The organism is Vibrio cholerae (assembly GCF_008369605.1).
Taxonomy (GTDB): Bacteria; Pseudomonadota; Gammaproteobacteria; order Enterobacterales; family Vibrionaceae; genus Vibrio; species Vibrio cholerae.
Genome location: NZ_CP043554.1, coordinates 2,123,865 through 2,149,926 on the forward strand (window position 1 = coordinate 2,123,865; position 26,062 = coordinate 2,149,926).

24 protein-coding genes are annotated in these 26,062 nt (G+C 49.8%); 10 read left to right on the forward strand and 14 right to left on the reverse strand.

The window, feature by feature from the left end:
- Positions 1 to 162 precede the first annotated feature (162 nt).
- Positions 163 to 846: a VC0807 family protein gene (locus F0316_RS09865; RefSeq protein WP_033930751.1), complete on the forward strand. Its 684-nt coding sequence runs from the start codon at positions 163 to 165 to the stop codon at positions 844 to 846.
- A gap of 67 nt (positions 847 to 913) precedes the next feature.
- Here the strand turns inward: F0316_RS09865 and F0316_RS09870 are convergent, their stop codons facing one another.
- Complete coding sequence (locus F0316_RS09870; protein ID WP_069503181.1) at positions 914 to 2,530, reverse strand: NAD(P)/FAD-dependent oxidoreductase; 1,617 nt, start codon at positions 2,528 to 2,530, stop codon at positions 914 to 916.
- Positions 2,531 to 2,785: 255 nt separating this feature from the next.
- Here F0316_RS09870 and fdxA point away from each other — a divergent pair, with 255 nt between their 5' ends.
- A complete protein-coding gene (gene fdxA / locus F0316_RS09880; RefSeq protein WP_000896327.1) occupies positions 2,786 to 3,109 on the forward strand; it encodes a ferredoxin FdxA in 324 nt (107 codons plus the stop codon).
- A gap of 162 nt (positions 3,110 to 3,271) precedes the next feature.
- Here the strand turns inward: fdxA and F0316_RS09885 are convergent, their stop codons facing one another.
- The 8 genes from F0316_RS09885 to citC form a co-directional block, all read right to left on the reverse strand.
- Entirely contained in the window at positions 3,272 to 4,006 is a 735-nt protein-coding gene (locus F0316_RS09885) for an RNA methyltransferase (RefSeq protein ID WP_032478588.1), read from the reverse strand.
- Positions 4,007 to 4,119: 113 nt separating this feature from the next.
- Positions 4,120 to 4,518: an ACT domain-containing protein gene (locus F0316_RS09890; RefSeq protein WP_000014297.1), complete on the reverse strand. Its 399-nt coding sequence runs from the start codon at positions 4,516 to 4,518 to the stop codon at positions 4,120 to 4,122.
- 345 nt (positions 4,519 to 4,863) lie between these two features.
- Positions 4,864 to 5,805 carry a triphosphoribosyl-dephospho-CoA synthase CitG gene (citG, locus tag F0316_RS09895; protein WP_148520429.1) on the reverse strand — a complete coding sequence of 314 codons (942 nt, stop codon included), beginning with the start codon at positions 5,803 to 5,805 and terminating at the stop codon, positions 4,864 to 4,866.
- Positions 5,783 to 6,319, reverse strand: coding sequence for a citrate lyase holo-[acyl-carrier protein] synthase (citX, locus tag F0316_RS09900; protein WP_000018083.1), 537 nt, complete (start codon positions 6,317 to 6,319; stop codon positions 5,783 to 5,785). The genes citG and citX overlap by 23 nt, the downstream gene beginning before the upstream one ends.
- Complete coding sequence (gene citF / locus F0316_RS09905; RefSeq protein ID WP_002024799.1) at positions 6,316 to 7,845, reverse strand: citrate lyase subunit alpha; 1,530 nt, start codon at positions 7,843 to 7,845, stop codon at positions 6,316 to 6,318. Before citF ends, citX begins: the two co-directional genes overlap by 4 nt.
- Before the next feature lie 10 nt (positions 7,846 to 7,855).
- Positions 7,856 to 8,731, reverse strand: a complete 876-nt coding sequence (gene citE / locus F0316_RS09910; protein ID WP_000164137.1) for a citrate (pro-3S)-lyase subunit beta — start codon at positions 8,729 to 8,731, stop codon at positions 7,856 to 7,858.
- The gene (gene citD / locus F0316_RS09915; RefSeq protein WP_000684015.1) at positions 8,728 to 9,024 is read right to left on the reverse strand and encodes a citrate lyase acyl carrier protein; all 297 of its coding nucleotides are present in this window, start codon (positions 9,022 to 9,024) and stop codon (positions 8,728 to 8,730) included. The genes citE and citD overlap by 4 nt, the downstream gene beginning before the upstream one ends.
- A 51-nt stretch (positions 9,025 to 9,075) precedes the next feature.
- On the reverse strand, positions 9,076 to 10,131 hold the full coding sequence (gene citC, locus F0316_RS09920; protein WP_172626012.1) for a [citrate (pro-3S)-lyase] ligase: 1,056 nt from the start codon (positions 10,129 to 10,131) through the stop codon (positions 9,076 to 9,078).
- 276 nt (positions 10,132 to 10,407) lie between these two features.
- On the opposite strand from citC, the gene citS reads away from it, so the two are divergent.
- The 6 genes from citS (at position 10,408) to F0316_RS09950 (ending at position 17,721) form a co-directional block, all read left to right on the forward strand.
- Positions 10,408 to 11,754: a citrate/sodium symporter CitS gene (gene citS / locus F0316_RS09925; protein WP_001003392.1), complete on the forward strand. Its 1,347-nt coding sequence runs from the start codon at positions 10,408 to 10,410 to the stop codon at positions 11,752 to 11,754.
- The gene (locus F0316_RS09930) at positions 11,747 to 12,121 is read left to right on the forward strand and encodes an OadG family protein (protein WP_162813423.1); all 375 of its coding nucleotides are present in this window, start codon (positions 11,747 to 11,749) and stop codon (positions 12,119 to 12,121) included. Before citS ends, F0316_RS09930 begins: the two co-directional genes overlap by 8 nt.
- An 18-nt stretch (positions 12,122 to 12,139) precedes the next feature.
- The gene (gene oadA / locus F0316_RS09935; RefSeq protein ID WP_000189439.1) at positions 12,140 to 13,939 is read left to right on the forward strand and encodes a sodium-extruding oxaloacetate decarboxylase subunit alpha; all 1,800 of its coding nucleotides are present in this window, start codon (positions 12,140 to 12,142) and stop codon (positions 13,937 to 13,939) included.
- A 15-nt stretch (positions 13,940 to 13,954) separates the two neighbouring features.
- Entirely contained in the window at positions 13,955 to 15,256 is a 1,302-nt protein-coding gene (locus tag F0316_RS09940; protein ID WP_116672059.1) for a sodium ion-translocating decarboxylase subunit beta, read from the forward strand.
- Positions 15,257 to 15,326: 70 nt separating this feature from the next.
- Positions 15,327 to 17,024 carry an ATP-binding protein gene (locus F0316_RS09945; protein WP_080033572.1) on the forward strand — a complete coding sequence of 566 codons (1,698 nt, stop codon included), beginning with the start codon at positions 15,327 to 15,329 and terminating at the stop codon, positions 17,022 to 17,024.
- 13 nt (positions 17,025 to 17,037) lie between these two features.
- Positions 17,038 to 17,721 carry a response regulator gene (locus F0316_RS09950; RefSeq protein WP_000970288.1) on the forward strand — a complete coding sequence of 228 codons (684 nt, stop codon included), beginning with the start codon at positions 17,038 to 17,040 and terminating at the stop codon, positions 17,719 to 17,721.
- 33 nt (positions 17,722 to 17,754) lie between these two features.
- On the opposite strand, the gene F0316_RS09955 is transcribed toward F0316_RS09950, so the two are convergent.
- From F0316_RS09955 to F0316_RS09965, 3 genes are all read right to left on the reverse strand, one after another.
- Positions 17,755 to 18,027 carry a hypothetical protein gene (locus F0316_RS09955; RefSeq protein WP_000961035.1) on the reverse strand — a complete coding sequence of 91 codons (273 nt, stop codon included), beginning with the start codon at positions 18,025 to 18,027 and terminating at the stop codon, positions 17,755 to 17,757.
- Positions 18,028 to 18,192: 165 nt separating this feature from the next.
- On the reverse strand, positions 18,193 to 18,522 hold the full coding sequence (locus tag F0316_RS09960) for a DOPA 4,5-dioxygenase family protein (protein ID WP_000468221.1): 330 nt from the start codon (positions 18,520 to 18,522) through the stop codon (positions 18,193 to 18,195).
- A gap of 148 nt (positions 18,523 to 18,670) precedes the next feature.
- Entirely contained in the window at positions 18,671 to 19,579 is a 909-nt protein-coding gene (locus F0316_RS09965; protein ID WP_044127527.1) for a LysR substrate-binding domain-containing protein, read from the reverse strand.
- Between the two features lie 103 nt (positions 19,580 to 19,682).
- Here F0316_RS09965 and F0316_RS09970 point away from each other — a divergent pair, with 103 nt between their 5' ends.
- Together F0316_RS09970 and F0316_RS09975 are read left to right on the forward strand one after the other, a co-directional pair.
- Entirely contained in the window at positions 19,683 to 20,945 is a 1,263-nt protein-coding gene (locus tag F0316_RS09970; RefSeq protein ID WP_032478594.1) for a D-amino acid dehydrogenase, read from the forward strand.
- A 366-nt stretch (positions 20,946 to 21,311) separates the two neighbouring features.
- Positions 21,312 to 22,862 carry an alanine/glycine:cation symporter family protein gene (locus F0316_RS09975; RefSeq protein WP_001190518.1) on the forward strand — a complete coding sequence of 517 codons (1,551 nt, stop codon included), beginning with the start codon at positions 21,312 to 21,314 and terminating at the stop codon, positions 22,860 to 22,862.
- Positions 22,863 to 22,941: 79 nt separating this feature from the next.
- On the opposite strand, the gene F0316_RS09980 is transcribed toward F0316_RS09975, so the two are convergent.
- Together F0316_RS09980 and F0316_RS09985 are read right to left on the reverse strand one after the other, a co-directional pair.
- The gene (locus F0316_RS09980; RefSeq protein ID WP_000859402.1) at positions 22,942 to 24,924 is read right to left on the reverse strand and encodes an alkyl/aryl-sulfatase; all 1,983 of its coding nucleotides are present in this window, start codon (positions 24,922 to 24,924) and stop codon (positions 22,942 to 22,944) included.
- A gap of 217 nt (positions 24,925 to 25,141) precedes the next feature.
- Positions 25,142 to 26,062 (reverse strand): LysR family transcriptional regulator, encoded by a 921-nt coding sequence (locus F0316_RS09985; RefSeq protein WP_000943024.1) that lies wholly within the window; start codon positions 26,060 to 26,062, stop codon positions 25,142 to 25,144.

The window sequence follows — 26,062 nt, forward strand, 5'->3', positions numbered from 1 at the left end:
CACTTTGCCTATCGAATCCCGATGGTTCAAGTCACTCTATGCAATTTTTAGCTTTACTGCCCAACACCTGCTTACAATTAACCCAACTAGCCGCTACTAAGGAGCTTGAGTCAAACCGCTTCATTCGTATACTGGGCGCTCAATCACTAGGAAGTTGTTTGTATGAAATCCAACCAAAGCTTACTCAGTAATGTTCTGATCAACATTGTTATTCCAGTGGTGATTTTGAGCAAAATGAGCGGTGAAGATAACCTTGGCCCAACGTGGGCATTGGTGGCCGCGTTAGCCTTTCCCCTGCTGTTTGGGGTTTACAGCTTTATTCAAGAGCGCAAAGTCAATTTTTACTCGGCGCTCGGCATGATTAGCGTGTTGCTCACCGGTGGCATTGGCTTGCTGCAACTCGACCCTGCTTATATAGCCATTAAAGAAGCGGCGATTCCGGGGCTGATTTTTGTGATTCTGCTGGTCAGTAATCTGATTGGTTATCCGCTAGTGCGTAAAATGCTGCTCAATGAAGATATTGTCGACCACGACAAGCTGCACAGCGCGTTAAGCACGCCAGAGAAGAAGGCGGAGTTTGAGCGTCGGGTGAATGTCAGCTCTTATCTGATTGCGTTCTCGTTTTTTGTTTCAGCCGTGCTCAACTATGGCTTGGCGAAGTGGATTGTGAAAAGCCCTGCGGGTACGGAAGCGTTTAACGAAGAGATAGGTAAAATGACGGCGCTGAGCTTTCCGGTGATTTCACTGCCGGTGACGATTTTGATGATGGGCGCGCTGTTCTATCTGTTTAGAAGCCTGTCTAGCATCACAGGTCATAAGATGGAAGATTTTCTGCGCAGCAAGTAATCGCTTCGCTTTAATCCATTAAGATCAAAAAAGGGCTCAACTGAGCCCTTTGGTTTTATTGCAAGTCTTACTCGCCTGCGAATCTCGCCATCATGTCACGTGCGACCGCTTCTGCGACTTTGATGCCGTCAATCCCTGCTGACAAAATACCGCCCGCATAACCGGCACCTTCACCGGCTGGGTAGAAGCCTTTGAGGTTGATGCTTTGGAAATCTTTGCCACGCTTGATGCACACCGGAGATGACGTACGCGTTTCTACGCCAGTCAGCAAACCATCTTCCGAGGCAAAGCCTTTGATTTGACGATCAAACGCAGGAATCGCTTCACGAATCGCTTCTACCGCAAAGGCAGGCAGCGCTTTGGAAAGGTCGGTAAGCTTGATGCCCGGCGTGAAAGAAGGCTGTACATCGCCCAGTTCACTTGGGTTACGGCCTTTCAGGAAATCACCGATTTTCTGCGCGGGCGCATCGTAAGTTTCGCCGCCCAGTTTATAAGCGTTAGCTTCCAGTTCACGTTGCAGACGAATGCCCGCCAGCGGATCGCCTGGGTAATCTTGCTCTGGCGAAATGCCCACCACAATCGCGCTGTTGGCGTTACGCTCAGCACGCGAATATTGGCTCATGCCGTTGGTGACAACGCGCCCTTCTTCAGACGTTGCTGCCACCACTGTGCCACCCGGACACATACAGAAGCTGTACACGGTGCGGCCATTTTTACAATGGTGTACCAGTTTGTAGTCTGCCGCGCCCAAAATCGGGTGCCCCGCACTGGGTCCAAAGCGCGCTTCATCAATCATGGATTGCTTGTGTTCAATACGAAAACCGACCGAGAAAGGCTTGGCTTCCATGTACACACCACGCGCATGCAGCATCTCAAAGGTATCACGCGCACTGTGGCCGACCGCGAGCACCACGTGACGAGATTGGATCTCTTCGCCGTTGGAGAGTGTCACGCCGGTGATTTGGCCATCTTGCATGTGGATATCGTCAACGCGGGTGCTAAAACGAATTTCGCCACCCAGTTCGATGATTTTCGCGCGCATTTTTTCAATCATGGTCACCAGTTTAAAGGTACCGATGTGCGGCTTACTCACATATAAAATCTCTTCTGGCGCGCCTGCTTCAACAAACTCGGTGATCACTTTACGGCCATAGAAGTTGGGATCTTTGACTTGGCTGTACAACTTACCATCGGAAAACGTACCGGCACCACCTTCACCAAACTGCACGTTAGATTCGGTATTCAGAGTACGCTTACGCCAAAAGCCGAAGGTATCTTTGGTACGCTCACGCACCTCTTTGCCGCGCTCAACAATGATCGGGTTAAAACCCATTTGCGCCAGCACTAAACCGGCAAACAAGCCACAAGGGCCAAAACCGATCACCAGTGGGCGCTCAGGTAGGTTCTCTGGTGCTTTGGCGACAAATTTGTAGGACATATCCGGCGTTGGGCGCACATGCTGATCTTTGCTAAATTTGGCGAGCAGTTTTTCTGGGTTCGCCACTTCCACATCAACGGTGTAAATCAGTTGGATATCGCTTTTTTTACGAGCATCGTAGCCACGTCTAAACAGAGTGAAAGAGAGGACTTGCTGAGCAGGAATTTTCAACTTGGCAGCAATGGCATCAAGCAGCGCGCCTTCCTCATGGTTGAGAGGCAGCTTAAGTTCAGTTAAACGTATCATGGGATGTCTCGTGGGTCATGGGTGTCTTAGCCTCACCACTGGCGTGGCGGCTCACAATGGCGCGCATTTTACGAGAATTCGCGTTCTCTGTCATATTAAAAGCTTTGTCATAATAAAAGCTCAGATCAGGCTGGAAATAGCCACCATCGAAACAGCTTGGGTTGAATTTTAGCGGCGGCGCAGTATCATCGCCGTTCTTGATTTTTGCGTACACTTTGTGTGTGCGAAACGGCTAACTAGATAGAGCGAATTGTCATGGCTTTTGTCGTCACCGATAACTGTATCCAATGTAAATACACCGACTGTGTGGCGGTATGCCCCGCGGATGCGTTCCATGAAGGGCCGAACTTTATGGTGATCAACCCGATTGAGTGCATCGACTGTGGGCTGTGTGTGCCGGAATGTACCGCGCAAGCCATTTTTCAGGAAGATGAATTGGTGGGTGATCAACGGATTTTTATCGAACTCAACGCTGAGTTGGCGGAGCATTGGCCAAATCTGACCGAAGTGAAGCCGGCGATGGAAGACGCCGCAAAGTGGGATGGCGTGCCAAACAAACTGGATATGTTGGAGAAGTAAACCCCAACCGCGAGCTTGAGCGCAATCCCTTAAGACCGAAATGCCTTAAGATCGAAATGCCTTAAGACCACAGCGCCTTAAGACATAAAGCTTAGAGATGAAAAAAGCGTCGGACAGTCCGACGCTTTTTGGTTTTAGGTATATTCGTTTTAGGTAAATGGATTAACTATGCTGACGGCGGATATTGTCGAGAATGATCCCCGTTGCCATCGCCACATTGAGTGACTCTGCACCGCCAAAGGCCGGAATGGTGATTTTATCCGTCACATACTGCGCCGCTTGCTCGCGAATACCGTGAGATTCACTGCCCATCAGCAAAATGCCTTCGGCTTGAAAAGCGGTTTGATGCACGCTCACCCCTTCCAAAAATGCACCGTACACTGGCAAATTCGCCTTGGCTAAGTAGTCGGGTAAATCCACTTGGCTAACTTGCACGCGGCCAAAGCTGCCCATCGTTGCACTGATGGTTTTCGGGTTATACGGGTCGGCGCAATCTTGGCTGGCGATGATGTGCGAAATACCATACCAATCCGCGACACGAATAATGGTGCCCAAGTTACCGGGGTCGGAAACGCCATCCAACGCAATCATCAACCCTTGTGCTTTAGGCACCTCGATGTGTGGGATCGCCACCACCGCAATCGCGGCGTTGTTGCTCACCAAGGTGCTGACTTTGGTTAAATCATCCAAGGTCGCTTCAATACATTCGAAACGCGCTAAGGCTTGTGCGTGCTCGGCGAGAAACTCGGCGGTCGCAAAAATGTGTTGTACGTTCAGCGTGCTGTTGGTCAGCTCTAGGACGTTTTTCTCGCCCTGAACCAGAAATAAGCCGTGCGCTTTGCGCTGTTTCTTCTGCCCTAAAGCGCGAATCAATTTGAGTTGGGTTTTCGAAATCATGGTGCTGTCCGAGATAAATGCCGGCGAATTATAGTGCAAAGCCCCTACGAGCTAAAGGGGCGCGTAGGGGAAGCCATCAAACCAACACAATGGCAGCTTTCGATTGCCAAGCGCTAGGCTTGAGCAAACTCTCCTAACGCTTGTAATGCCTGCTGCGCTTTCTCTTTTTGCACGAAAATATGGTCGTGGTAATAACCTGCAATCACATTGGCGCTAATGCCATGCTCAGCAAGCTTAGTGGCAAACGCGGCGGTTAACCCGACGGCTTCCAAACTGGAATGCACGGTTAAGGTGATCAAACTAAACAACGCGCTGCTCTCCAGCCCTGCTTGCTGCGCCTTTTCAGCCTCCAACACTAACGTCAACCCTTCTGGCTCACGAAAAGTGGCGATAGGCTCTAAAGATAAATAGTCACTCAGTGCCCCATCGACTGTACAGAACACGTAATCTCCCGCCATCAGCTCTGGCGACATGGATTGCAACAACAATTCTAAGCTTTTGATTCCTGACATTTTTCCTCACTTACCCTCTAGGTCTTTTGCTTGGCAGGCAGGATAGAAAAGCTCGTATCATAAGTATATGGAATATTTTTAATCCGTAATCAGTTCTACTAATAATTGTGGCATTAAGCCCTTTATACCCAAACTACTTGGAGTTGCAGGTAGGCGGCAAGTGAGTTCATCCCCATGAGCATAGATAAACGACGTGATTGGGGTGAACGAACGTAGCCAACACCGCTGCAGCTTCAAATAGGAAGGGGATATTCAGACAATCATAACTGCGTGATTTAAGAAAAATGCAATAAAAAGCCCTGCTATCGAGGCAGGGCAGTATGAAAAATGGAATAACCGGTAAGCTTAGTGACGCACTTTAAATAACTGCACCAATTCGTAAATAAGCCAAGTGGCGGCCAATAAATCGGCGCTGCCGCCGGGGCTTAAGTGTTTTTCAATCAGCGCGCTATCGAGCGCGGTGAGGGCTTGTTCGATTTCTTGATATAAAAAGCCACCTTTGGCGAGCAGTTGCTGCGCTTGTTCTTGCACAAAATGCAGCCCTGTTAATCCCCCTCGTGAAACAAGATTGCTGTCGTTATTATTGGCCATCAACACCAATAAGGTATGCCACAAGGCTTGCTCGGTGCTGGCTCCTTTGGTTAAACAGGCTTGGTAGGCAGGCAGCGCATGTTGCATCACCATCGCAAGGCCTGAAGCGGCTTCACCGCGTGCGCCAGTCAAACCGTACTGGCGATAAATGCGCTCACCTGCGGTTTCGGGTTCACAATCACGCTTGGCTTTTAGCTCATCGATAACCAAAAACTGACACGCTTGGCGAATGGTTTCGCCAATATGCTGCGCATCGATTTTGAGTTGATTGGCTTTAAGCCACCCCACCGAGCCGCAAATAAGCCCCAAGATGAAAATCATCCCTTTGTGGGTATTCACCCCTTGTGTGGCCACAAACATAGCTTGCTCAGCTTCTATGCCTATCTGGCGTAAGGCGCTCAGTAGCTGAGCTGCCGGATTTCCCGCACTCTCCCAACCAGCACTGACAAAAGAGTGCAGATAAGGCGCGATCGCCTCGGCGCTGGCGATAAAAGTGTTGAGATCCATATCGCGGTGCGCGCCATTATTGGCGGTATCCACCAAACCCGGTTTAGGGGTGAGATGCACTTCCAACATCATGGCATGGTAGGCCAGATGCCCCACTAAGCGGGGCAAGCTGAAGGTCTTTGAACCTGAAGAGGAAGACGCTTGGCTAGGCAGCTCAAGCAGCAGATCAAGCGCAGCAGGAATAGTCATGCGTCATCTCCTCAATTTTTGCCAACAAAGCTTCGACACTGTGCCGCCGTGAGCGAGCACAGATCACCGCATCGCGTTCACACAGCAGGCAGCGCCGTCTTGGCAACTGCGCACCTTGGCGCGAAATAATATGTCCATCGACATCAATCACATCCAGATCCATCAGTCGCCCCAGCGGGTGCTCGCGTTCAATCTTCATCATGGCTTTTTTCAACATGCTGGCCGATGGAGCCTGAATCACCACAAAGGCTTCCGGCCCGGTTTTTTCCACCAGCAACTGACAAGCCACTTGCCGCCAACCCGTTTGCTGACACAGTGCTTGAATGGCACGCATACCTGCATCCATCACGGTTTGGCTGGCAGCGTTGAGCTTAACCGCGCCCGGCATGTTAACCGTGAAAGAAACCAGAGGCAGTGAATGGCGTTTTAGCCACTCACCTTGTTGCCGAACCCGCACTTCTTTACGCAGAAGGAGCTGGTCCAGACTGACTGAAAGATCCGGATGGTGACTCATAGGCTTTTTACCTGCTTGATAACATCAATGATCGAACCGTCACGGTAGTGAACAAAGGCAACGGTTTTGTCTTCAAATTGCAACGGCTGGGGTTTGCCCGTCAGCAACTCGGCACGCTGTTGCAACGCTTCAATCTCGACAACGGGCAGTTGCGCCTCGATGAAACGTGCTTTCAGTTCGGGACGATTCGGGTTTACCGCGATACCTTGATCCGTCACCAACACATCAATGGTGGATCCTGGGGTGATGACGTTAGTGACCTTCTCGACCACGGTCGGAATGCGGCCTCGCACCAAAGGCGCCACAATAATCGATAAGTTTGCCGCGGCCGCCGTGTCGCAGTGGCCGCCGGATGCACCGCGAATTACCCCATCAGAGCCGGTGATCACGTTAACGTTAAACTGGGTATCAATCTCCAGCGCACTCAAGATAACCACATCCAGCCTATCCACCGCCGCCCCTTTCGAGCTTGGGTTGGCGTATTCGTTAGCAGAGATTTCGAGATGATGCGGATTGCGCGCTAACGAGCCCGCCGCCACCGAATCGAAACACTGCACATCGAGCAAGTAATCAATCAGTCCCTGTTCATGCATGTCGACCATAGTCGCAGTAATACCACCGAGAGCGAAAGAAGCGCGAATGTCTTGGCGCAGCATCTTCTCTTTCAAAAAGCGCGCAACCGCGAGCGATGCACCGCCCGAACCAGTCTGCATCGAAAAACCATCATAGAAATAGCCTGAATGCTCAATGACTTCCGCAGCGCGCTTGGCAATCAACAGCTCGCGTGGGTTGGTGGTCATGCGCGTGGCATCCCCACCGATTTTGCTTGGGTCGCCCACTTCCGCCACTTGCACCACCGCATCAACACGATCTTGAGTAATCGATGCAGGGAAATTCGGGAAACCGACGATCGCTTCGGTCAGCATCACCACTTTTTCAGCGTGTTCGGCATCAACTTTGGCATAGCCGAGTGAGCCACAATTGGACTTGCCTTTAAAGCCGTTAGCGTTGCCAAACTCATCGCAACAAGGTACGCCAATAAACGCCATGTCGATGTACAGCTCACCACTTTGGATCAAATGCACACGACCACCGTGCGAGTGAATATGCACGGGCTCATCAAGCAGGCCGTTAGAAATGCTGTCGGCTAGCGCTCCGCGGATCCCTGAGGTGTAAATCTTGCTCACCACGCCGTTTTTGATGTGTTCAATCAAAGGCGAATGACAAGAGGTGAGCGAGCTTGAGGCGAGCGTGAGGTTTTTAATCCCCAGTTCAGCAATCACCTCCATCACCAGATTGACAGTTTTATCGCCGCCACGAAACGCATGGTGGAAAGAGAGGGTCATGCCATCTTTTAAACCAAGATCGACAATCGCTTCGCGGATCGAACTTTTCACCTTACGGTTTTTCTTGGCAGGCTCATCCAGCAGATGCGGCGTGATCGCGTGCGCTTGGGTGTAAGGCGTCAACGCGTAGCGTTCCACTTCCAGCACAGACATAGGGTTATTTAATGTATTGATACTCATGAGATGACCTTTAGTGTTTGATGCCGGATTCAGCACGTTGCAGTGTCCAACGTGCGCGTTCGATGATGGGGCCATCGACCATTTTGCCGTTAAGGGAAACCACGCCCAGCCCTTTCGCCGCGGCTTCTTCGGCGGCTTCGATGACTGCGATGGCGTGATCGACCTCTTTTTGGGTTGGGGCAAACACGTTGTGCAGCAGGTCAATCTGGCGCGGGTTAATCAGTGATTTGCCATCAAAGCCAAGCTGTTTGATGTGCTCTGCTTCACGCAAAAATCCCTCTTCGTTGTTGGCATCGGAATAGACGGTATCAAACGCCATGATCCCGGCAGCACGCGCCGCTTGCAGAATGGAGCAGCGTGCAAACAGCAGCTCAATCCCTTCCGCTGAACGCTGCGTGCGCAGATCGCGCACATAGTCTTCCGCGCCGAGCGCAATCCCAATCAGGCGGCGTGAGCTAAAGGCAATCTCAACCGCGTTGTTGATGCCTTGCGCGCTTTCAATCGCGGCCAACATACGCGTGCTACCCACTTCACGTCCGCATTCACGCTCGATCTGCTCGATGACTTTTTCCATCTCAATCACATCGTTGGCGTTATCGGTTTTCGGCAGACGCACCACTTTGGCTCCGCCGCGCACCACGGCATTAAGGTCTTTGATGCCGAATTCAGAATCGAGCGGATTGACCCGTACCACGGTTTCCATCTCTTGATACATAGGGTGTTGCAGCGCATGGAACACTAACATCCGCGCGGTGTCTTTTTCACGCAACGCGACCGAGTCTTCCAGATCGAACATGATCGAATCCGGTTGATAGATAAAGGTATTGCTGAGCATGGCCGCATTCGCGCCCGGCACAAATAACATACTGCGACGAAGTTTGGTCATGATAGTTGGCTCCACTCAATGTTCTGAACATCACAAGCGCGCATCACCGCCGCCTGTACGCGCGCGCGGATCACACAATCCAGCGCACCTTTGTCTTCGATGGTGACCAGCGCATCGCGTACTTGCATCGCATCGAGGGTGTGCAGCACGACCTGACGAATCGCATGACCAAATTGCTGCTCGACGGTACTGTCTAACACCAGTTCAATACCGCCATCGTTATTGGGTTCAATCCGAACCTGAAGATCACTGGATTCCAGTGTTCCCGCAAAGGCGGGATGGGCAATTTTCATGGGTACAACCTTGTTAATGAGTTATTGGATAAAACAGTGTCAGCACCGCGCTCATACCGCTAACCGTTGCGGTGCGGTCTGTAGCGAATGTTCCGCATAGTGCTGGCAAAGGTAGGAATAGGTCGTTTTCGGCACGAGATCGGCAATCGCGGCAACGCCAAATTGTTTGAGCAAGTAACGCACGCGCGATGCGGAGATCGGCTGTGAGGCTTGCTGACTACGCTCAATTTCAACGACTTGGATCGACGCACTGACATCGTGCGCTTCTTCTAGCCAGCGGCGCATGGCTTGGTTGTAGTGACGCGTCACCGTACAAATCGGCTCACTGCCGACAAAGCGGTGCGTAATGCCAAGGGCAGGCGCGATCGAATGGCGGAAAATACTTAAATCCAGCGCGGTATGGGATTGATTGACCACTTGCTGATCTTTAATAAAATAACTGGGAAAGGTCGCGCGTGAAATAATATAATCTGAGCCGGAATGAATAGTTAAATTCAACAAATGTTTACTACCCGCCTTAATCATGGCCATGCGATCAGCGTAAGAAAAATCTTTATTCTCTGCTTTTACAACAAATAAATGCACCCAGTCACATTGTTCACAGGCTTGTTCAATTAAATATTGATGACCTAAGGTAAATGGATTGGCATTCATCACGATACTACCAATTTTACGGCCAGACATTTTTAATAACTGCAACTGTTTGCAATAAACAGAAAGGCGATTAGGGCTGTTTTCTAATAAAGCAATATGCGGTTCGACTTTATCAACCAAGAAAAAACCACACTGTCTAAATAAATCAATATTGGCTGGCTTAGTAAATAGAAAGAGTGAAAAACGCCCCATTTCATAAGCGAAGTTGGTTAATTCGGTCATCAGTTTGAGCGCAAAACCAGTGCCTTGCAGCGCAGGAGAAACCGCGATGGACTTCAACACATGCCCTGCAACTCCACCGCAAGCGATGATTTGGTTTGTGCCATAAGCTACCACAAAATGCTCGACATCGTCATCCACGGTCAACTGATGCTGGCAGAGAAACTCTTTGATCTGTAAGAGCTTGGATCGATTCTTGGTTGAAACTCGCGAGAAGGTATAAATATCCACCATGGTCGGCTTCCTCACCTATTTTTTCTGGCTTTATTATCTAAATTCAGCCGAAAAGGTTTAATGAGGGTAATCACTTTATTTCCCGCCGTTAACGCTCTTTATGGTTTTAATGAATTTAATTCCTATCTCTTTGATTTTTAGTTTTATTTTAAATTTAAACCATAAAAACCATTGAGATTTTTAAAGCCACTGGTTTGGATGACTATTTTCACAATTATCACTGACTATTTTATTTAATGTAGTAATGGTCTTAATAACCTCATTGGACATGGAATTATGAACGAGAAAACCCTACATTTAGATAAAAAGTCCGCAGTCGTAGGTGGATTGAATCTAAGCCAAACGAAAATATTTGGCACTCCACTCCCTTTATTTTTATTTTTACTGATCACTGTATTAGCCGCTCATTTTACTGACACTTTACCTAGCGGTCTGGTGGGTGGTTTTGCGTTTATGTTTGTCATCGGCGCAATATTTGGCGAAGTTGGCAAACGTCTACCGATTTTTAATAAATACATCGGTGGTGCGCCGGTAATGATTTTCTTGGTTGCCGCTTGGTTCGTGCATATGGGCTGGCTCAGTGATCGCGAAATCAAAACAGTGACCGAAGTGATGGATAAGAGCAAATTCTTGGATCTGTTCATCGCAGTGCTGATCACCGGCTCAATTCTGGCGGTCAACCGTAAACTGCTGATCCGCTCTTTGGCAGGCTACATTCCAACTATTCTCGCCGCGGTAGCGGGCGCTGCGGTGTTCGGTATCGCTATCGGCCTCGTATTTGGTATCACGCCTGATCGCATCATGATGCTGTACGTGCTACCGATTATGGGCGGTGGTAATGGTGCTGGCGCTATCCCACTTTCTGAAATTTATGAGTCGGTCACGGGTGGCTCGAAAGAGCAATACTACTCGGTTGCTATCGCGATCCTGACTATCGCCAACATTGTCGCCATCGTCGCCGCGGCAGTCATCAACATCATTGGTGAAAAGATCCCATCCTTAACCGGCAATGGCGAACTAGTACGCAGCTCGAAACTGGATGTGAGCGAAGAAGCAAAAAACCTGACAGTGACTCACCGTGAAATCGCCATCGGTTTAATGCTGGCCGCTTGTGTGTACACCTTCTCTTATGCGCTATCGAAAGAGATTTTGCCCGGTTTTGGTTCGATTCAAATCCACACCTTTGCTTACATGGTGGTGATCATCGCCATCCTTAACGCGGCGGGTTTGTGCAGTGATGAGATCAAAGAAGGCGCGAAACGTCTATCGAATTTCTTCTCAAAACAGATGCTGTGGTTACTGATGGTCGGCGTTGGTATTGCTTACACCGATCTGGCTGAAATCATCAACGCGCTAACTTTTGCCAACGTGATCATTGCTACGGTGATTGTGCTTGGTGCGATTATCGGTGCCGCTTTAGGTGGCTGGGCGATGGGTTTCTACCCTGTTGAAGCTTCGATTACGGCAGGGCTATGTATGGCAAACCGCGGCGGCTCGGGCGACCTTGAAGTGCTTGCCGCCTCTAACCGTATGAGCTTGCTCTCTTACGCACAAATCTCTTCACGTCTGGGTGGCGGCATTGTGCTGGTCATCGCCAGCGTCGTATTCGGAATGTTTGTTTAACCCTTTAACCCTTGCTCCTTGGGATTATTTGGCGCGCTTAGCGCGCCTTTTTTTCTCTCCGTTTTCAACCCTGTTTTTACCACTGGAAGTGACCATGCAATCAACCTCACTGTTCCTCGAAGGGATTAATTTGCTGACGCTGGGGATGGGCTTTGTGTTCATCTTTCTGATTTTCTTGGTGTATGCCACGCGTGCGATGTCGCAATTGATTGTGCGTTTTGCCCCGCCGGAAGTGCCAGCCAAAACCACCAATAAAAAAGCCTCTGCCAACAAGGCCAAAGCCACCCCAAATCAAAACCAAGGTGAATTGCTCGCGGTGCTCACGGCCGCTGTCCATCACCATAAAACACAACAAAAACTATCTTAAGTGAAGGAGAAACCACAGATGACTCAGGCGATCAAACGCGTTGGTGTTACGGATGTCGTATTGCGCGATGCGCACCAATCTCTTTTTGCCACCCGTTTACGAATTGACGACATGCTGCCGATTGCGCAGCAGTTAGATCAGATCGGCTATTGGTCTTTGGAATGTTGGGGAGGCGCGACCTTTGACAGCTGCATCCGCTTTTTAGGCGAAGACCCATGGCAACGTCTACGTTTACTCAAACAAGCCATGCCCAATACGCCACTGCAAATGCTGCTGCGCGGGCAAAACCTGCTTGGCTACCGCCACTATGCCGATGATGTAGTGGATACTTTTGTGGAGCGTGCGGTGAAAAACGGCATGGATGTATTTCGTGTCTTCGATGCGATGAACGATGTACGCAACATGCAACAGGCGCTGCAAGCAGTGAAAAAGATGGGCGCGCATGCGCAAGGCACGCTCTGCTACACCACCAGCCCAGTACACAATTTACAAACTTGGGTCGATGTGGCGCAGCAACTGGCGGAGCTCGGCGTCGACTCAATAGCCCTGAAAGATATGGCCGGCATTTTGACCCCATATGCCGCTGAAGAGCTGGTGTCTACCCTGAAAAAACAAGTGGATGTCGAGCTGCATCTGCACTGCCACTCCACCGCTGGCCTTGCCGATATGACTCTGCTTAAAGCGATTGAAGCAGGCGTGGATCGAGTGGATACCGCAATTTCCAGCATGAGTGGCACTTATGGTCATCCTGCGACCGAATCACTGGTCGCTACCTTGCAAGGCACAGGCTACGACACCGGATTGGATATCGCCAAACTCGAACAGATTGCAGCTTACTTCCGTGATGTACGCAAAAAATACCACGCCTTTGAAGGCATGATGAAAGGCAGCGATGCGCGCATTTTGGTGGCTCAGGTGCCCGGCGGCATGCTAACCAACATGGAAAGCCAGCTCAAACAACAAAACGCATTAGATAAACTCGATTTAGTGCTCGAAGAGATCCCACGGGTACGTGAAGAACTCGGCTTTTTGCCTCTGGTCACCCCTACCTCACAAATTGTCGGTACACAAGCGGTGATCAACGTGGTGCTGGGTGAGCGTTACAAAACCATCACCAAGGAAACCAGCGGTGTGCTGAAAGGAGAATACGGCAAAACGCCAGCACCGGTTAACACCGAGCTGCAAGCTCGCGTGTTGGCGGGCGCAGAAGCCATTACTTGTCGCCCTGCGGATTTGATTGCCGCCGAAATGCCAACCTTGCAAGACCGCGTATTGCAGCAAGCTAAAGAGCAGCACATCACCCTCGCCGAGAATGCGATTGATGATGTACTGACCATTGCGCTGTTTGATCAGGTAGGCTGGAAGTTTTTAGCCAACCGCCATAACCCAGAAGCCTTTGAACCTGCGCCGCAAGCGATAAGTTCAGCCTGCACACCGAAAGCGCCAACAGAAAAAAGCAAAGTACAGCCAGTGGAAAGTCACGGTGTGTACACCATTACGGTGAACAACCAAAGCTATGTGGTGAAGGTGGATGAAGGCGGTGACCTGACGCATGTTGCGCCGACGGCATCAACCAACCACGCACCAGTCCCGAGTGCCGCAGAAGGTGAAAACCTCGCCGCGCCGCTCTCTGGCAACATTTGGAAAATTCATGCCTCAGCCGGTGATGAAGTGGCCGAAGGTGATGTCTTGCTGATTTTAGAAGCCATGAAGATGGAAACCGAAATTCGCGCGCCACGTGCTGGGGTGATCAGTGCCATTGAAGTCAATGAAGGCGATGCCGTACAAGTCGGCGATGCTTTGTTGGTATTGGCGTAATCAGAGGCGGAAAGTATGGAAAATATTTTAGCCATGGTGCGTGATTTTGGCCTGTTCCACCTTCAGTGGGGACAGGGCATCATGATCCTTGTTGGGTTAGTGCTGCTCTATCTTGCCATCGTCAAACGTTTCGAGCCTTTGCTGCTGGTACCCATAGGTTTTGGAGGAATCCTCTCAAATCTGCCCGATGCCGGGCTTGCCATGTCAGCCATCGAAAATGCCGTGTATGCGGCCAAACCGGAAGTGATGACGGCGTTTTCAGAAGTGCTGCAGCTCAGCTCCTACATGCCTGCCGACATCAAGCAAGCCTTGAGCAGCGCAACGCCATTGCAGATGACCACCTTGCACCTGCTTGCTGAGCAGTACCAATACAGTGATGGCATGCTGTATCTGTTTTACAGCATTGCGATTGCCTCTGGCGCTGGCCCATTAATCATCTTTATGGGCGTAGGCGCGATGACCGATTTTGGTCCTCTGCTCGCCAACCCTAAAACCCTGCTGCTCGGCGCGGCGGCTCAGTTTGGTATTTTCACCACCGTATTGGGCGCATTGGCATTAAGCAGTTTAGGGGTGATGGACTTTAGCGTGGCGCAAGCGGCGGCGATTGGCATCATCGGCGGTGCTGATGGCCCAACAGCGATTTACGTATCGAGCATGCTCGCACCTGAATTATTGGGGGCGATTGCCGTCGCCGCTTACTCTTATATGGCGTTAGTGCCTATGATTCAGCCGCCGATCATGCGTGTGCTGACCACACAAGAAGAGCGCAAAATTCAGATGCAGCAGCTGCGTCAGGTGCACAAGCTGGAGAAAATCGGCTTTCCGCTCCTACTGCTGATCTTGATTGCTCTCTTACTGCCTTCGGCAACGCCACTGCTCGGCATGTTCTGCTTTGGTAACTTGATGCGCGAATGTGGCGTGGTGGAGCGTTTATCCGACACGGCGCAAAACGCCCTCATCAACATAGTGACCATTTTCCTTGGCTTGTCCGTCGGCTCCAAGCTGATGGCTGATAAGTTCCTGCAGCCTCAAACCATCGGCATTTTGGTGCTCGGTATTGTAGCGTTTTGTGTCGGCACCGCAGCTGGGGTGTTGATGGCGAAACTGATGAACCGTTTCACCACCACCAAACTCAATCCGCTGATTGGCTCAGCTGGAGTTTCGGCTGTACCGATGGCGGCACGCGTTTCCAACAAGGTTGGGCTTGAAGCCAATGCGCAGAACTTTTTGCTGATGCATGCCATGGGTCCCAACGTCGCGGGGGTGATTGGTTCTGCGGTCGCCGCTGGGGTAATGATCAAATATGTGATGGGCTAAACATAATTGGTTGGGGTTTCTTAGACCCCAATCAATAAGCCTCATTTATAGCAAGGATAGACTCGCCGGCATGAACATATCCCTCACGCAATTTTTACACACCAAGGTCTGCCAGACGCTTTCGTTTCAACAGAGGGTCGGCGCTCTGTTGGTGGCTATGGTGGTGATCCAGCTTTCGCTGGTGGCTGGCTTTTTTCATCAAACCTTAAGTGAAACCTTACAAGATCAGATCAGCACCAAAGCGCTAATCCAAGCGCGCGAAATTGCGACCGACCCCAATCTCATCGTGCTGATCCAACAAAATCGGCTTGCTGAAGTGCAGGCCAAAATCGATCGTTTACAACGCATCTCGGATGCCAATTTTATTGTGATTGGTGATGCCAATGGCATTCGCATCGCGCATCCGGATGAGCAAAAAATCGGTTTACCGATGCAAGGCGGTGACAGCCGTCGTGCATTAAAAGAGGGCGAATATTACACCTCAACCCAAAAAGGCAGCCTAGGCTGGGCCATTCGTGGCAAAGCCGCGATTGTCGCCCCTTCGGGAGAGATCCTCGGCGTGGTTTCTGTTGGCTACCTGCTGGATAACATCAGCAGTTGGCTGCGGGTTTACTCCTACCCAGTGATTTTCACTGTGCTGCTTTTAATGCTGCTTTCTGCGCTCGGCGCTTGGATCTTTACCCGCCATATCAAACAGCAGATGTTCAATATGGAGCCGGAAGAGATCGCCATGAACCTCAACCTACAGCAGTCGATTTTGCAAAGTGTGTATGAAGGTATCGTCGCGATCAGCTTGAAAGGGGAAATCCTGTCCGTCAATGCTAAGGCACTGAATATTTTGGGTATTGCCCATCAGCCAAATCATTTGATTGGGCGTAATGTTCAAGAGTTCATCACTCCAACCTGCTTTTTTATGGGCGCAAGCCCGTTTGGCAAGTTGGCGCAGCAAAACCGTGTCAGCCAGCAAGATGAACTGATCAGCTGTAATGGTGAAACCTTGGTCGCGAATCGGGTACCGATCAATTCTGGGCAGCAACAAATCGGCTGGGTGGTCAGCTTTCGTCGCCGCAATGATTTCAACACACTCACCTCGCAGCTCACTCAGATCCGTCAACATAACGATAATCTGCGCGTGATGAGTCACGAGTTTGCCAACCGCCTCTCAACCATCGGCGGCTTAATTCAAATCGGTGCGTACGACGAAGCAGTGAAAACCATTCGCCGCGAAACGGCAGAGCAGCAACAGCTGATCGATTTCATCGCCCAAACTTTTCACCCGAAAGTAATCGCGGGGTTACTGCTGGGGAAATACAGCCGCGCCAAAGAGTTAGGGCTGTGTTTGGAGTTCGATCCGCTATCGCATCTGCACCAAGAGCCGCAGTGCATGACTTCAGATGAACTGGCGGCGGTACTTGGCAATCTGCTGGATAACGCGTTTGAAGCCACGCTAAAAAATCCACACAGCAATAAAACCATTTCTCTGCTGCTGACCGATAACGGTGCGGAGTTGGTGATTGAAGTGGCGGACAACGGCATCGGGATCTCGGCCGACATCGCGCAAACTTTGTTTCTCAAGGGAGTGAGTAGCAAAAACCAAGAAGGACACGGTATCGGACTTTACCTTGTCCATCAATTTGTCACTCAGGCTCATGGATCGATTCTTATCGACAGTGCGGAGCCGCAAGGGACTATTTTTTCTATTTTTATTCCCAATAGACCCAAAACGCTTGCGGCGGAAAACCTTCCAGCGCTTGCCGAACGGGCATAAGAAGAGTTTGATTATGATGGAATTAATCGACGTATTGATCGTAGAGGATGAAACGAGTATTGCTGACGTGCACAGCTTTTATCTCAAACAAACCGCCCGCTTTCGCCCAGTCGGCGTGGCACAAAGTATCAACGAAGCGCGCAATATGGTGCGCATTCTCAAACCTAAACTGATTTTCTTGGATAACTACCTGCCCGACGGGCGTGGCATTGAGTTTTTGAAAGAGCTAACCCATCAACCGCAAGCGCCGGATGTCATTTTTATCACCGCCGCTTCGGATATGGAGACCGTGCGCGAAGCCGTACGCTGCGGGGTTTTTGATTACCTGTTAAAACCGATCGCCTACGATCGAGTACAAAACTCGCTGGAACGGTATCTGAAATACATCAGCTCGCTGCGCGCCAATGACAGTGTGAATCAACGACACGTCGATGAGCTATTTAATTTTCAAGCCAAAACCGAGCAGCTTGATGGGTTGCCGAAAGGGATAGATGAGCTGACCTTAATCAAAATCCAAGAGATTTATCACCATGAACCGCAAGCGGCCTACACCGCAGAATTGTTAGGACAAGCGATTGGGATCAGCAAAACCACGGCCAGACGTTATTTGGAATATTGTGTGGCCAGTGGTTTTCTGGAAGCCTGTATTCAGCATGGTCGGGTGGGCCGTCCCGAACGACTTTATCAAAAGCGCTAACCCACTCAGCATGCCGAATGCATCAGGCATGAGTTACAAAGTGTAGTGAAAGGGGATCACTTCGGTGCTCTCCCCTATTTCCAACATTCCTTCTAAGTTGTTGCTGTGACACTGACAAAGTGGGATCACAAATACCCCTTCTTCATCTTTATCGCATTTCACTAGCATAGCCTGAGAAGATGGCGTTAAGCAGTTAATCTCAGCGCAAAACGCCTGATTATCACGGCTAAAGTGCTGCCAATAGGCCAACCAATTTTCTCGCGCTTGGGCAGAAGCCAAATCTCTAGAAACTTTTCTTACTAACATCGCATCACCACTGTGGCTATTGAGTCGCCCTATTACAATGGATTTCGACTCCGCTAAGCATGAAGCGATTCAAAGTTCGCCGTAGCGATAAAAATCTTATTGGTTTTTATGTGGTTATCTTCAATTCCGATTTAATCAACTCGTTGAGTTACCGCCTAAGAGGACTCATTGTGTATAACGGAAAATGGTGCGATTTAAACCTAACGGCTCACCGAGCCAGCGGATGCGGTCGTCTTGATGGTCATAAGCATCATCGCCCGATACCGGATGGATCAGTACACTTAGCGCGCCGCGATTTTCCTCTAACCATTCCAGTAAACCGTGTTGGTTATCGCGAAAATGCATTTCAAACATCGGCTTAACATGCGGGCCAACACGACGCGGAACTAAACCAAATAACGCGATCACATCACGGCGTTCACGGGCAATTTGTTGGCGAAAGCGCTCCGCGACAATCGCTTGGTCTGGGTCAAAATAAACATGGGCATGGAACATAATAACTCCTTAGGAGAGAACAACAGGACGAGGTCAGCATAGCGCTACACTAAACACAATATCAGCAGTCGAATTTGCACAATAAGGTCGATTTCTTCGAACGAGAGTGCAAAACACACCGCCCCTATAGCCTAGAATCGCGATCGGTTTAGCTAACCTGCGCCGGAATTTGCTTTTGCAACCACTGGCAAAAAACTTGCGTCGCGTCAGTGGCTTGGTGAGTAATCAAAAAGTAGCCAGCCTTGGCTTGAATGGGAGCAAACGGGGTAACCAAACGCCCTGTATCGAGTTCGTTTGAAAGTAAGGCAGTACGCGCCATTGCAATCCCCACTCCGGCCTCTGCAGCTGACATCGCCATATCCGTGCGGTTGAAGTAGTGATCACGCCGCTCAGGCAAGGTAATTCCCATCTGGTGAGCCCAGTAGTGCCACTCTTGGTCGCGTGCCGCATTCGCCCACGGCATCGCATCATGCAGTAGCACGACCTGCTGCCAATTTTCTGCGTTTGCCCAATCCTCCTGTAACCAAGAATGGGCTGCGAGATAGTTCGTGCTCATCACGGGCAATAACCACTCCTCCATCAATAACTGCGCATCTCGCCGTGGATAAGGTAACGCGCCATAATCAATCGCCAGATCGTAATCACGCCGCTCACTATCGACCAACGCGCCTTCCGCGAACGTCTGAATCTGAATCTCAGGATGACGACGATAAAAGTCCTCTAGCCGCGGAACCAACCATTTAAACGCAAATGATGGCGTCAGTTTCAGCCGGATCTCTTTTCGCTCCGTTGATGGCACTAAACTGTGAATTGTCTGCTCAATATCTTGATAGCTACGTTGCACCGTTGTCAGTAAGATTCGTCCTGCCTCAGTTAAACGCACCCCGCGAGAGTGCCGTTCAAATAAGCTAAAACCCAACTGCGCTTCTAACTGCAACATTTGTTGGCTGATCGCCCCCGTGGTGAGATGGAGAGCCGCAGCAGCTAAACTAAAGCTGGTGTATTGAGCTACCTGCATAAAAGTATGCAGACTGGCAACTTGCTGGCTTTTTAACATGGACTTGCTTTTAGTTTTACTAAAGGGTGGTGATAATTTTTATCGATTGTTAATGAAAAGTAAACCTCCGAAACTGAGCCGAAAATGAAGCAAGGAGTCAATGATGGAAGTTTTGGTTTTAGGCAGTGGTGTGGTCGGATTAACCAGCGCTTGGTATCTTGCGCAGGCAGGCCATGATGTCACCGTCGTTGATCGCCAACCACGTAGCGCCGAAGAAACCAGCTTTGCGAACGCAGGGCAAATCTCCTATGGCTACTCTTCCCCTTGGGCTGCGCCGGGCATTCCGCAAAAAGCGCTAAAATGGATGCTGGAAGAACATGCACCACTCAAAATCCAACCCTCGCTTGATCCTGCATTACTGAGCTGGATGGGCAAAATGCTGCTCAACTGCCAGTTGTCGCGCTACCAAGTTAACAAATCGCGGATGTTGGCGATTGCCAACTATAGCCGCGAGTGTTTAAAAGCGCTCAATCAAACCTATTCGCTCGATTACCAAGGCCGCCAACGCGGTACTTTGCAGGTATTTCGTGATCAAAAGCAGTTAACCGCGATTGAAAAAGACATGCAGCTTCTGGCGCAAAGTGGCGTACGTTTTGAATTGCTGAATGTCGCCCAGTGTCTGACTCATGAACCGGGGCTCGCCCCTGTGCAGGAAAAACTGGTGGGCGGCCTATGGCTGCCGGATGACGAAACGGGCGATTGTTACTTGTTTTGCCAACAGTTAACCGAACTGGCCAAGCAACAGGGTGTACGTTTTCATTTTGACTGCCACATTCAGCAACTGGTTTGTGAGGGCAAAAAGATCATCGGTGTCCAAACCGATTTAGGCTTGCTCAAAGCGGATGCTTATGTGGTCGCACTGGGCAGTTATTCGACCTCATTGCTTAAACCGCTGGGGATTGAAATTCCTGTCTACCCAGTAAAAGGATACTCGTTAACCTTACCGATTATTGATGAAAAATTTGCGCCGCAATCGACCGTGATGGATGAAACCTATAAGGTTGCGCTGACTCGCTTTTCCGATCGGATCCGCGTGGCGGGAACGGCAGAGTTAGCGGGTTTTGATCCAGCGATTCCAGAAGCACGTAAAGCGACGATTGAGATGGTCGCGCGTGATTTGTTTCCGCACGGTGGCGATTTTGCAAAAGGGCAATTCTGGACCGGTTTTCGCCCCATGACCCCCGATGGCACACCAATCATCGGTGCCACTCCCTATACCAATCTCTATACCAATACTGGACATGGCACACTGGGATGGACCATGGCTTGCGGCTCCGCCAGTATTCTGGCCGATGTGCTCACCCATGGCGAAAGCCCGCTCAGCCGTTTGGGGCTAGATCTGTTCCGTTATCCGAAAGCATCTTAAATGCGCGGCTTTTTGGCTTTGCCTGCAGGAGCATGGCAGAGTCATCTCTCACAATCCGCACGCCATCCGCAGTGTAAAACTCCAATAAGCTGACTAAATTATGGTCATTTCTTATTTATTTTTATCCTACTTAACCAAAGCATAAAATTTTTATCTAGCACATATCACCCACCAGATTGACCAAAAATTCACCACACCCTCCAATACTCAGCCCGTTGTACAACGAATAAACAGTTTTTGTGTTCAGCGTCACGCATCCATTCTTTGCCAGATAAAAGAATTAACATTTGAGTTACAAAAAGATTAATATATCGAACACACAACAGACACAATAAACACAACAACTCATTTACAGGGAAACTACTTATGCAGTCATTTGTTGATTTTCTGAATGGAATCATCTGGAGTCCGGCGCTGATTTATCTCTGCCTCGGCGCTGGCTTGTTTTATTCCGTTCTGACTCGTTTTGTACAGGTTCGTCACTTCTTCGAAATGTGGCGCCTACTTCTGAATAATAAAGAATCCTCAAAAGGGATCTCCTCTTTCCAAGCGCTCGCCGTATCACTCTCAGGCCGTGTGGGTACTGGTAACATTGCTGGGGTTGCTGCCGCTATCGGTTTCGGTGGCCCGGGTGCGGTATTCTGGATGTGGATGGTTGCGTTTTTTGGTGCCGCCACCGCGTATGCAGAATCCACTCTGGCGCAAATTTATAAAGAAGAAGACAACGGTGAATTCCGTGGCGGCCCCGCTTACTACATCGAAAAAGCCATGGGTCAAAAATGGTACGCTTGGGTCTTCGCGATTGCGACCATCTTTGCTTGTGGGGTGTTGCTGCCTGGCGTACAATCTAACAGTATCGGCAACGCCGTTGAGTCAGCATTTGGCTCAGGCCCAATGATTGAAACCGCACTCGGCACCTTTAGCTTTGCCAAAATTTTCACCGGTACGGTGATTTCAATCCTACTTGGCTTCATTATCTTTGGTGGCGTAAAACGTATTGCAAGCTTCACTCAGATCGTGGTGCCTTTTATGGCGCTGGCGTACATCATCACTGCGTTCGTGATCATTCTGCTCAACATCGGTGAAGTTCCACGCATTATTGCGATGATCGTCGGCGACGCATTCTCACCGATGGCCGGCGTAGGTGCGGCGATTGGTTGGGGGGTAAAACGTGGGGTTTACTCTAACGAAGCAGGTCAAGGTACTGGTCCACACGCCGCAGCGGCTGCCAGTGTAGAACACCCTGCGCAGCAAGGTTTGGTACAGTCTTTCTCTATCTACATTGATACCTTAATGGTCTGTTCTGCCACCGCGTTCATGATTTTGATCACCGGCGCTTACAACGTTCACGGTGCCGCTGAAGGCATGTTCCTTGTGCAAAACCTGCCAGCGGACATCATTGCCAGCAGTCCAGCCTTTACCCAAATTGCGGTAGATAGTGCCCTACCCGGCATTGGTAAACCGTTCGTGGCGTTTGCGTTGTTCTTCTTCGCCTTTACTACAATTTTGGCTTACTACTACATCGCCGAGACTAACGTGGCCTATATCCGCCGTACTTTCAAAGTCGATGGTTTGATGTTTGTGCTCAAACTTGTACTGATGGCATCGGTATTCTACGGCACAGTGAAAACCGCGAACTTGGCATGGGCGCTGGGTGATGTCGGGGTAGGCTTAATGGCTTGGCTCAACATTGTCGGCATCATCATCATCTTCTTTATGTCTAAGCCAACCATGGCGGCTTTGAAAGATTATGAAGATCAGCAAAAACAAGGTGTGACCGAATTTACCTTCAACCCAGTGAAGCTTGGTATCAAAGGGGCGACGTACTGGGAAGGAAAATACCTTCGCAAAACGGGCAAAGCCCCAACCGCGGAAGTGAAAGAGACCCAAAGGGTAGAGCAAACTAGCTCACTATAAGAAAAAGCAGTGAACACAACATAAATAAGTCAAAGGGTTAGCATTCGCTAACCCTTTATTTTTCAACTCAAGGTGAAGATTACTTCGTTTTCGGTTCGATAATATTGAACCAGAATTCGAAGTTATCCAGCATACCAGCGATATCGGTCAGCGCTTGCGCGTTGCCTTCAATCTTCGCTTTGCCTTCTTTGGCTAACTGTTCAATGGTGGTTTTACCCATCAATACTTGATTGAGCTGAGCACGATTGAGAGTCAGCGTCATATCCGGATTCTCCGATTGAATGCCTTTTAAGTTATTCAAGTGGGCATTTTCCAGTTCAACCAAGAATTTCTCATTCACATCTGGCAAGACGAAATTAATGGTGTAATCAATACCAGCGGCTTTGTCGCCATTGAGGCGAACGCCCAAATAGTCGAGGAACAGCTCAGTATCCATCGCCACAACCGTATCAGCGCCTGCCGTCTTGGTTGCTGACACTTTCGGTACCCCATTACGCAACTCATACGCGCCCATCAAATAAGTGTTACGCTCCCCTGCCGATTCACTCTGGTAGCCCAGTTGCTCCAAGCAATCCGCCTGTAAGTAACGAGCTTGTTTATTGCTCGGCTCTGCAAACACGGCTTTATCGACAATCTCTGCACACCAACGAAACTCGCCTTTATCAAACGCTTCTTTCCCAAGCTTAATCACGTTATCCATGCCGCCCATCGCCGCGACATATTTAGGAGCCGCATCGGTTGGAGCCAATGGGCGTAACGTGGCGGGATTCATATCAAAATACCCCAGATATTTGTTGATCACCGCTTTAGCATTGCGGTGGTAACTACCGTGATAACCTCGGTTGTACCACTCGTGTGCTAACACATCCGGTACATGGAATTCGTCTTGAATTTCATTGATGGTGACACCGTGGTTGGCCAAACGTAAAGCCTGATCATGAATGTAGCCGTACATATCACGCTGTTTACGTAGGAAATGGTTGATATTGTCGTTCCCCCAACGCGGCCATGTGTGTGAAGCAAACATCACATCCGCCTCTTTCGCGTACATATGAATCGACTCATTGATGTATTTGCTCCACGCCTTGGCATCTCGCACTTCTGCACCACGTAAGGTGTAGACGTTGTGCAAACCACCCACGGTGTTTTCTGCCATCCACAAGGCTTTAAACTGTGGGAAGTAAGTGTTCATTTCCGCCGGAGATTCGGTTCCCGGTGTATTCTGGAACTCCATGGTTACGCCATCGATCACCACAGTTTCCGTTTGCTCAGAAATAACTTTGGTTGGCGCAATCAAGCTCACTTCACCTTGCGCGACATTCTTACCAATCGCGGCATCCACCTGCCCGGTCGCCCCTTTCGGTAAAACGTTGCCATATTGATAAGTCGTACGACGCGACATGGCATTTCCTGCCAAAACATTCTCAGCCACCGCGTGATTTAAAAAGCCTTTCGGTGCGATGATCGGCACTTCACCTCGGTCGACCTGCTCTTGGCTCACAATGCCTTTGACCCCACCAAAATGGTCAGCATGCGCATGACTGTACACCACAGCTTTAACGGGACGCTCACCTAGCTCTTGGTTAACAAAATCCAGCGCCGCTTTAGCCGTAGCAGGAACGGTCAATGGATCAAACACAATCCATCCCGTATCGCCCTTTACAAAGGTGATGTTGGCCAGATCGTAGCCACGTACCTGATAAATGCGATCCGTCACTTTATACAGGCCGTGATGCATATTCAGTTGCGCTTGACGCTGTAAACTAGGATGGATGCTGTCATAGTCGCGTCCATCCAATAAAAAGCGGTAATTACCCAATTCCCAAACCACCTTGCCATTCGCATCTTTAATTTCGAGATCTTTTTGCTGCGCGATCAGACCTTTCTCGACCAGTTTGAAATCTTCCTGATCCGCAAACGGCAGCGTATTGCGTTGCTCAGCCGCAAACGCTTTTGTGGTCGGGCTCGGGGCTTTGGTATCCGCAGTCAATGAATGAGCTAATACGGGCGCAGAGGCGGCCACTAATACCGCCAACAAAGTGGGTTTAAAGACTGTTTTCATTGGGAATCTCTCTTTTTAGTCATTAGGGAACAAGGACAAGGATATGAGAGAAATTGCCGACAAACGATTCGCCAAACAATAATCAATAGTTAAGCATTGCTTAACTATTGATTATTATTTGGCGTTGCCGCGAGAGAGCACTTGAGTGAATCACCGCACGCGAAGACACGCTATGGCATGGAGAGAAACAAGAACGCAGCCAATAAATTGTGTGACCTTAAATAGATTGAGGATTGGCGCAGAGAATCGCCTCAATTTGCTCGCGCAGCCAAATCAGCCCTTTATCTTGCTGTTTGGCTTTATGCCAGCACATAAAAGTCGGAACCGAGCGGATTTCAAACGGCAAAGGTTGGATCTGTAAACCCAATTTCTCCGCCCACATATCCGCTAAACGCTTTGGAGTAAAACAGAGCAGATCGGTGACGGATGCCGTCGCCATCAAATTGAGCATCGACTCACTTTGATAATGCACTCGACGTGCGGGTAGCACCTGATCGACTAGGCTAGAAAAGAGATAATTACCAAAGCGGCGACTGGTTAATGCAGTGTGTTTTTCTGCAAAAAACTGCTCAAAACTGAGGGTACTTCCAAGACGCGGATGATTTTTGGCATACACCACAACCAAGGCCTCCTCCGCCACCTGTGTGGTGACGATAGAGGGATGGCTGATGGGTAATGCAGCCAGAAACAGATCCGCCTCTCGCTCACTTAATACTTGGCTTGGTGTGAAATGATCGTCCTCATAAGACTTTAAATTCACCGTGATATGCGGGGCGATGTCGCTGATTTTTTGCAAAAGTGGCGGTAATACCACCAAATCGAAATAGCCCTGACCGCCAATAATAAACTCACGCTTACTGGTTGCAGGATCAAAACCGGCATCGGTTTCTAAACCAAAACGAATGGCACTCAAGCCTTCCGCCACATGTTTGTGCATATTGAGCGCATACTGCGTCGGCTGTAACCCACGTCCCTGACGGATAAACAACGGATCACCAACTTGTTCTCGTAAGCGTGATAAATTTTGACTCACCGCTGCAGAAGTCATACCTAGCTTATCTGCTGCTTTACTGACTGAGCCTAATTTCATGACAGAATCAAATACCGTCAGCAGGTTTAGATCATAATCACGCAGCAT

Coding starts and splice junctions, on each gene's coding strand:
- F0316_RS09985 (WP_000943024.1), bottom strand. CDS start 26,062: ATGCTGCGTGATTATGATCTAAACCTGCTGACGGTATTTGATTCTGTC.
- F0316_RS09965 (WP_044127527.1), bottom strand. CDS start 19,579: ATGTTAAAAAGCCAGCAAGTTGCCAGTCTGCATACTTTTATGCAGGTA.
- fdxA (WP_000896327.1), top strand. CDS start 2,786: ATGGCTTTTGTCGTCACCGATAACTGTATCCAATGTAAATACACCGAC.
- F0316_RS09980 (WP_000859402.1), bottom strand. CDS start 24,924: ATGAAAACAGTCTTTAAACCCACTTTGTTGGCGGTATTAGTGGCCGCC.
- oadA (WP_000189439.1), top strand. CDS start 12,140: ATGACTCAGGCGATCAAACGCGTTGGTGTTACGGATGTCGTATTGCGC.
- F0316_RS09955 (WP_000961035.1), bottom strand. CDS start 18,027: ATGTTAGTAAGAAAAGTTTCTAGAGATTTGGCTTCTGCCCAAGCGCGA.
- F0316_RS09950 (WP_000970288.1), top strand. CDS start 17,038: ATGATGGAATTAATCGACGTATTGATCGTAGAGGATGAAACGAGTATT.
- citE (WP_000164137.1), bottom strand. CDS start 8,731: ATGACCAAACTTCGTCGCAGTATGTTATTTGTGCCGGGCGCGAATGCG.
- citX (WP_000018083.1), bottom strand. CDS start 6,319: ATGAGTCACCATCCGGATCTTTCAGTCAGTCTGGACCAGCTCCTTCTG.
- citS (WP_001003392.1), top strand. CDS start 10,408: ATGAACGAGAAAACCCTACATTTAGATAAAAAGTCCGCAGTCGTAGGT.
- F0316_RS09970 (WP_032478594.1), top strand. CDS start 19,683: ATGGAAGTTTTGGTTTTAGGCAGTGGTGTGGTCGGATTAACCAGCGCT.
- citG (WP_148520429.1), bottom strand. CDS start 5,805: ATGACTATTCCTGCTGCGCTTGATCTGCTGCTTGAGCTGCCTAGCCAA.
- F0316_RS09865 (WP_033930751.1), top strand. CDS start 163: ATGAAATCCAACCAAAGCTTACTCAGTAATGTTCTGATCAACATTGTT.
- F0316_RS09945 (WP_080033572.1), top strand. CDS start 15,327: ATGAACATATCCCTCACGCAATTTTTACACACCAAGGTCTGCCAGACG.
- F0316_RS09890 (WP_000014297.1), bottom strand. CDS start 4,518: ATGTCAGGAATCAAAAGCTTAGAATTGTTGTTGCAATCCATGTCGCCA.
- F0316_RS09975 (WP_001190518.1), top strand. CDS start 21,312: ATGCAGTCATTTGTTGATTTTCTGAATGGAATCATCTGGAGTCCGGCG.
- F0316_RS09940 (WP_116672059.1), top strand. CDS start 13,955: ATGGAAAATATTTTAGCCATGGTGCGTGATTTTGGCCTGTTCCACCTT.
- citC (WP_172626012.1), bottom strand. CDS start 10,131: ATGGTGGATATTTATACCTTCTCGCGAGTTTCAACCAAGAATCGATCC.
- citF (WP_002024799.1), bottom strand. CDS start 7,845: ATGAGTATCAATACATTAAATAACCCTATGTCTGTGCTGGAAGTGGAA.
- F0316_RS09870 (WP_069503181.1), bottom strand. CDS start 2,530: ATGATACGTTTAACTGAACTTAAGCTGCCTCTCAACCATGAGGAAGGC.
- F0316_RS09960 (WP_000468221.1), bottom strand. CDS start 18,522: ATGTTCCATGCCCATGTTTATTTTGACCCAGACCAAGCGATTGTCGCG.
- F0316_RS09885 (WP_032478588.1), bottom strand. CDS start 4,006: ATGATTTCGAAAACCCAACTCAAATTGATTCGCGCTTTAGGGCAGAAG.
- citD (WP_000684015.1), bottom strand. CDS start 9,024: ATGAAAATTGCCCATCCCGCCTTTGCGGGAACACTGGAATCCAGTGAT.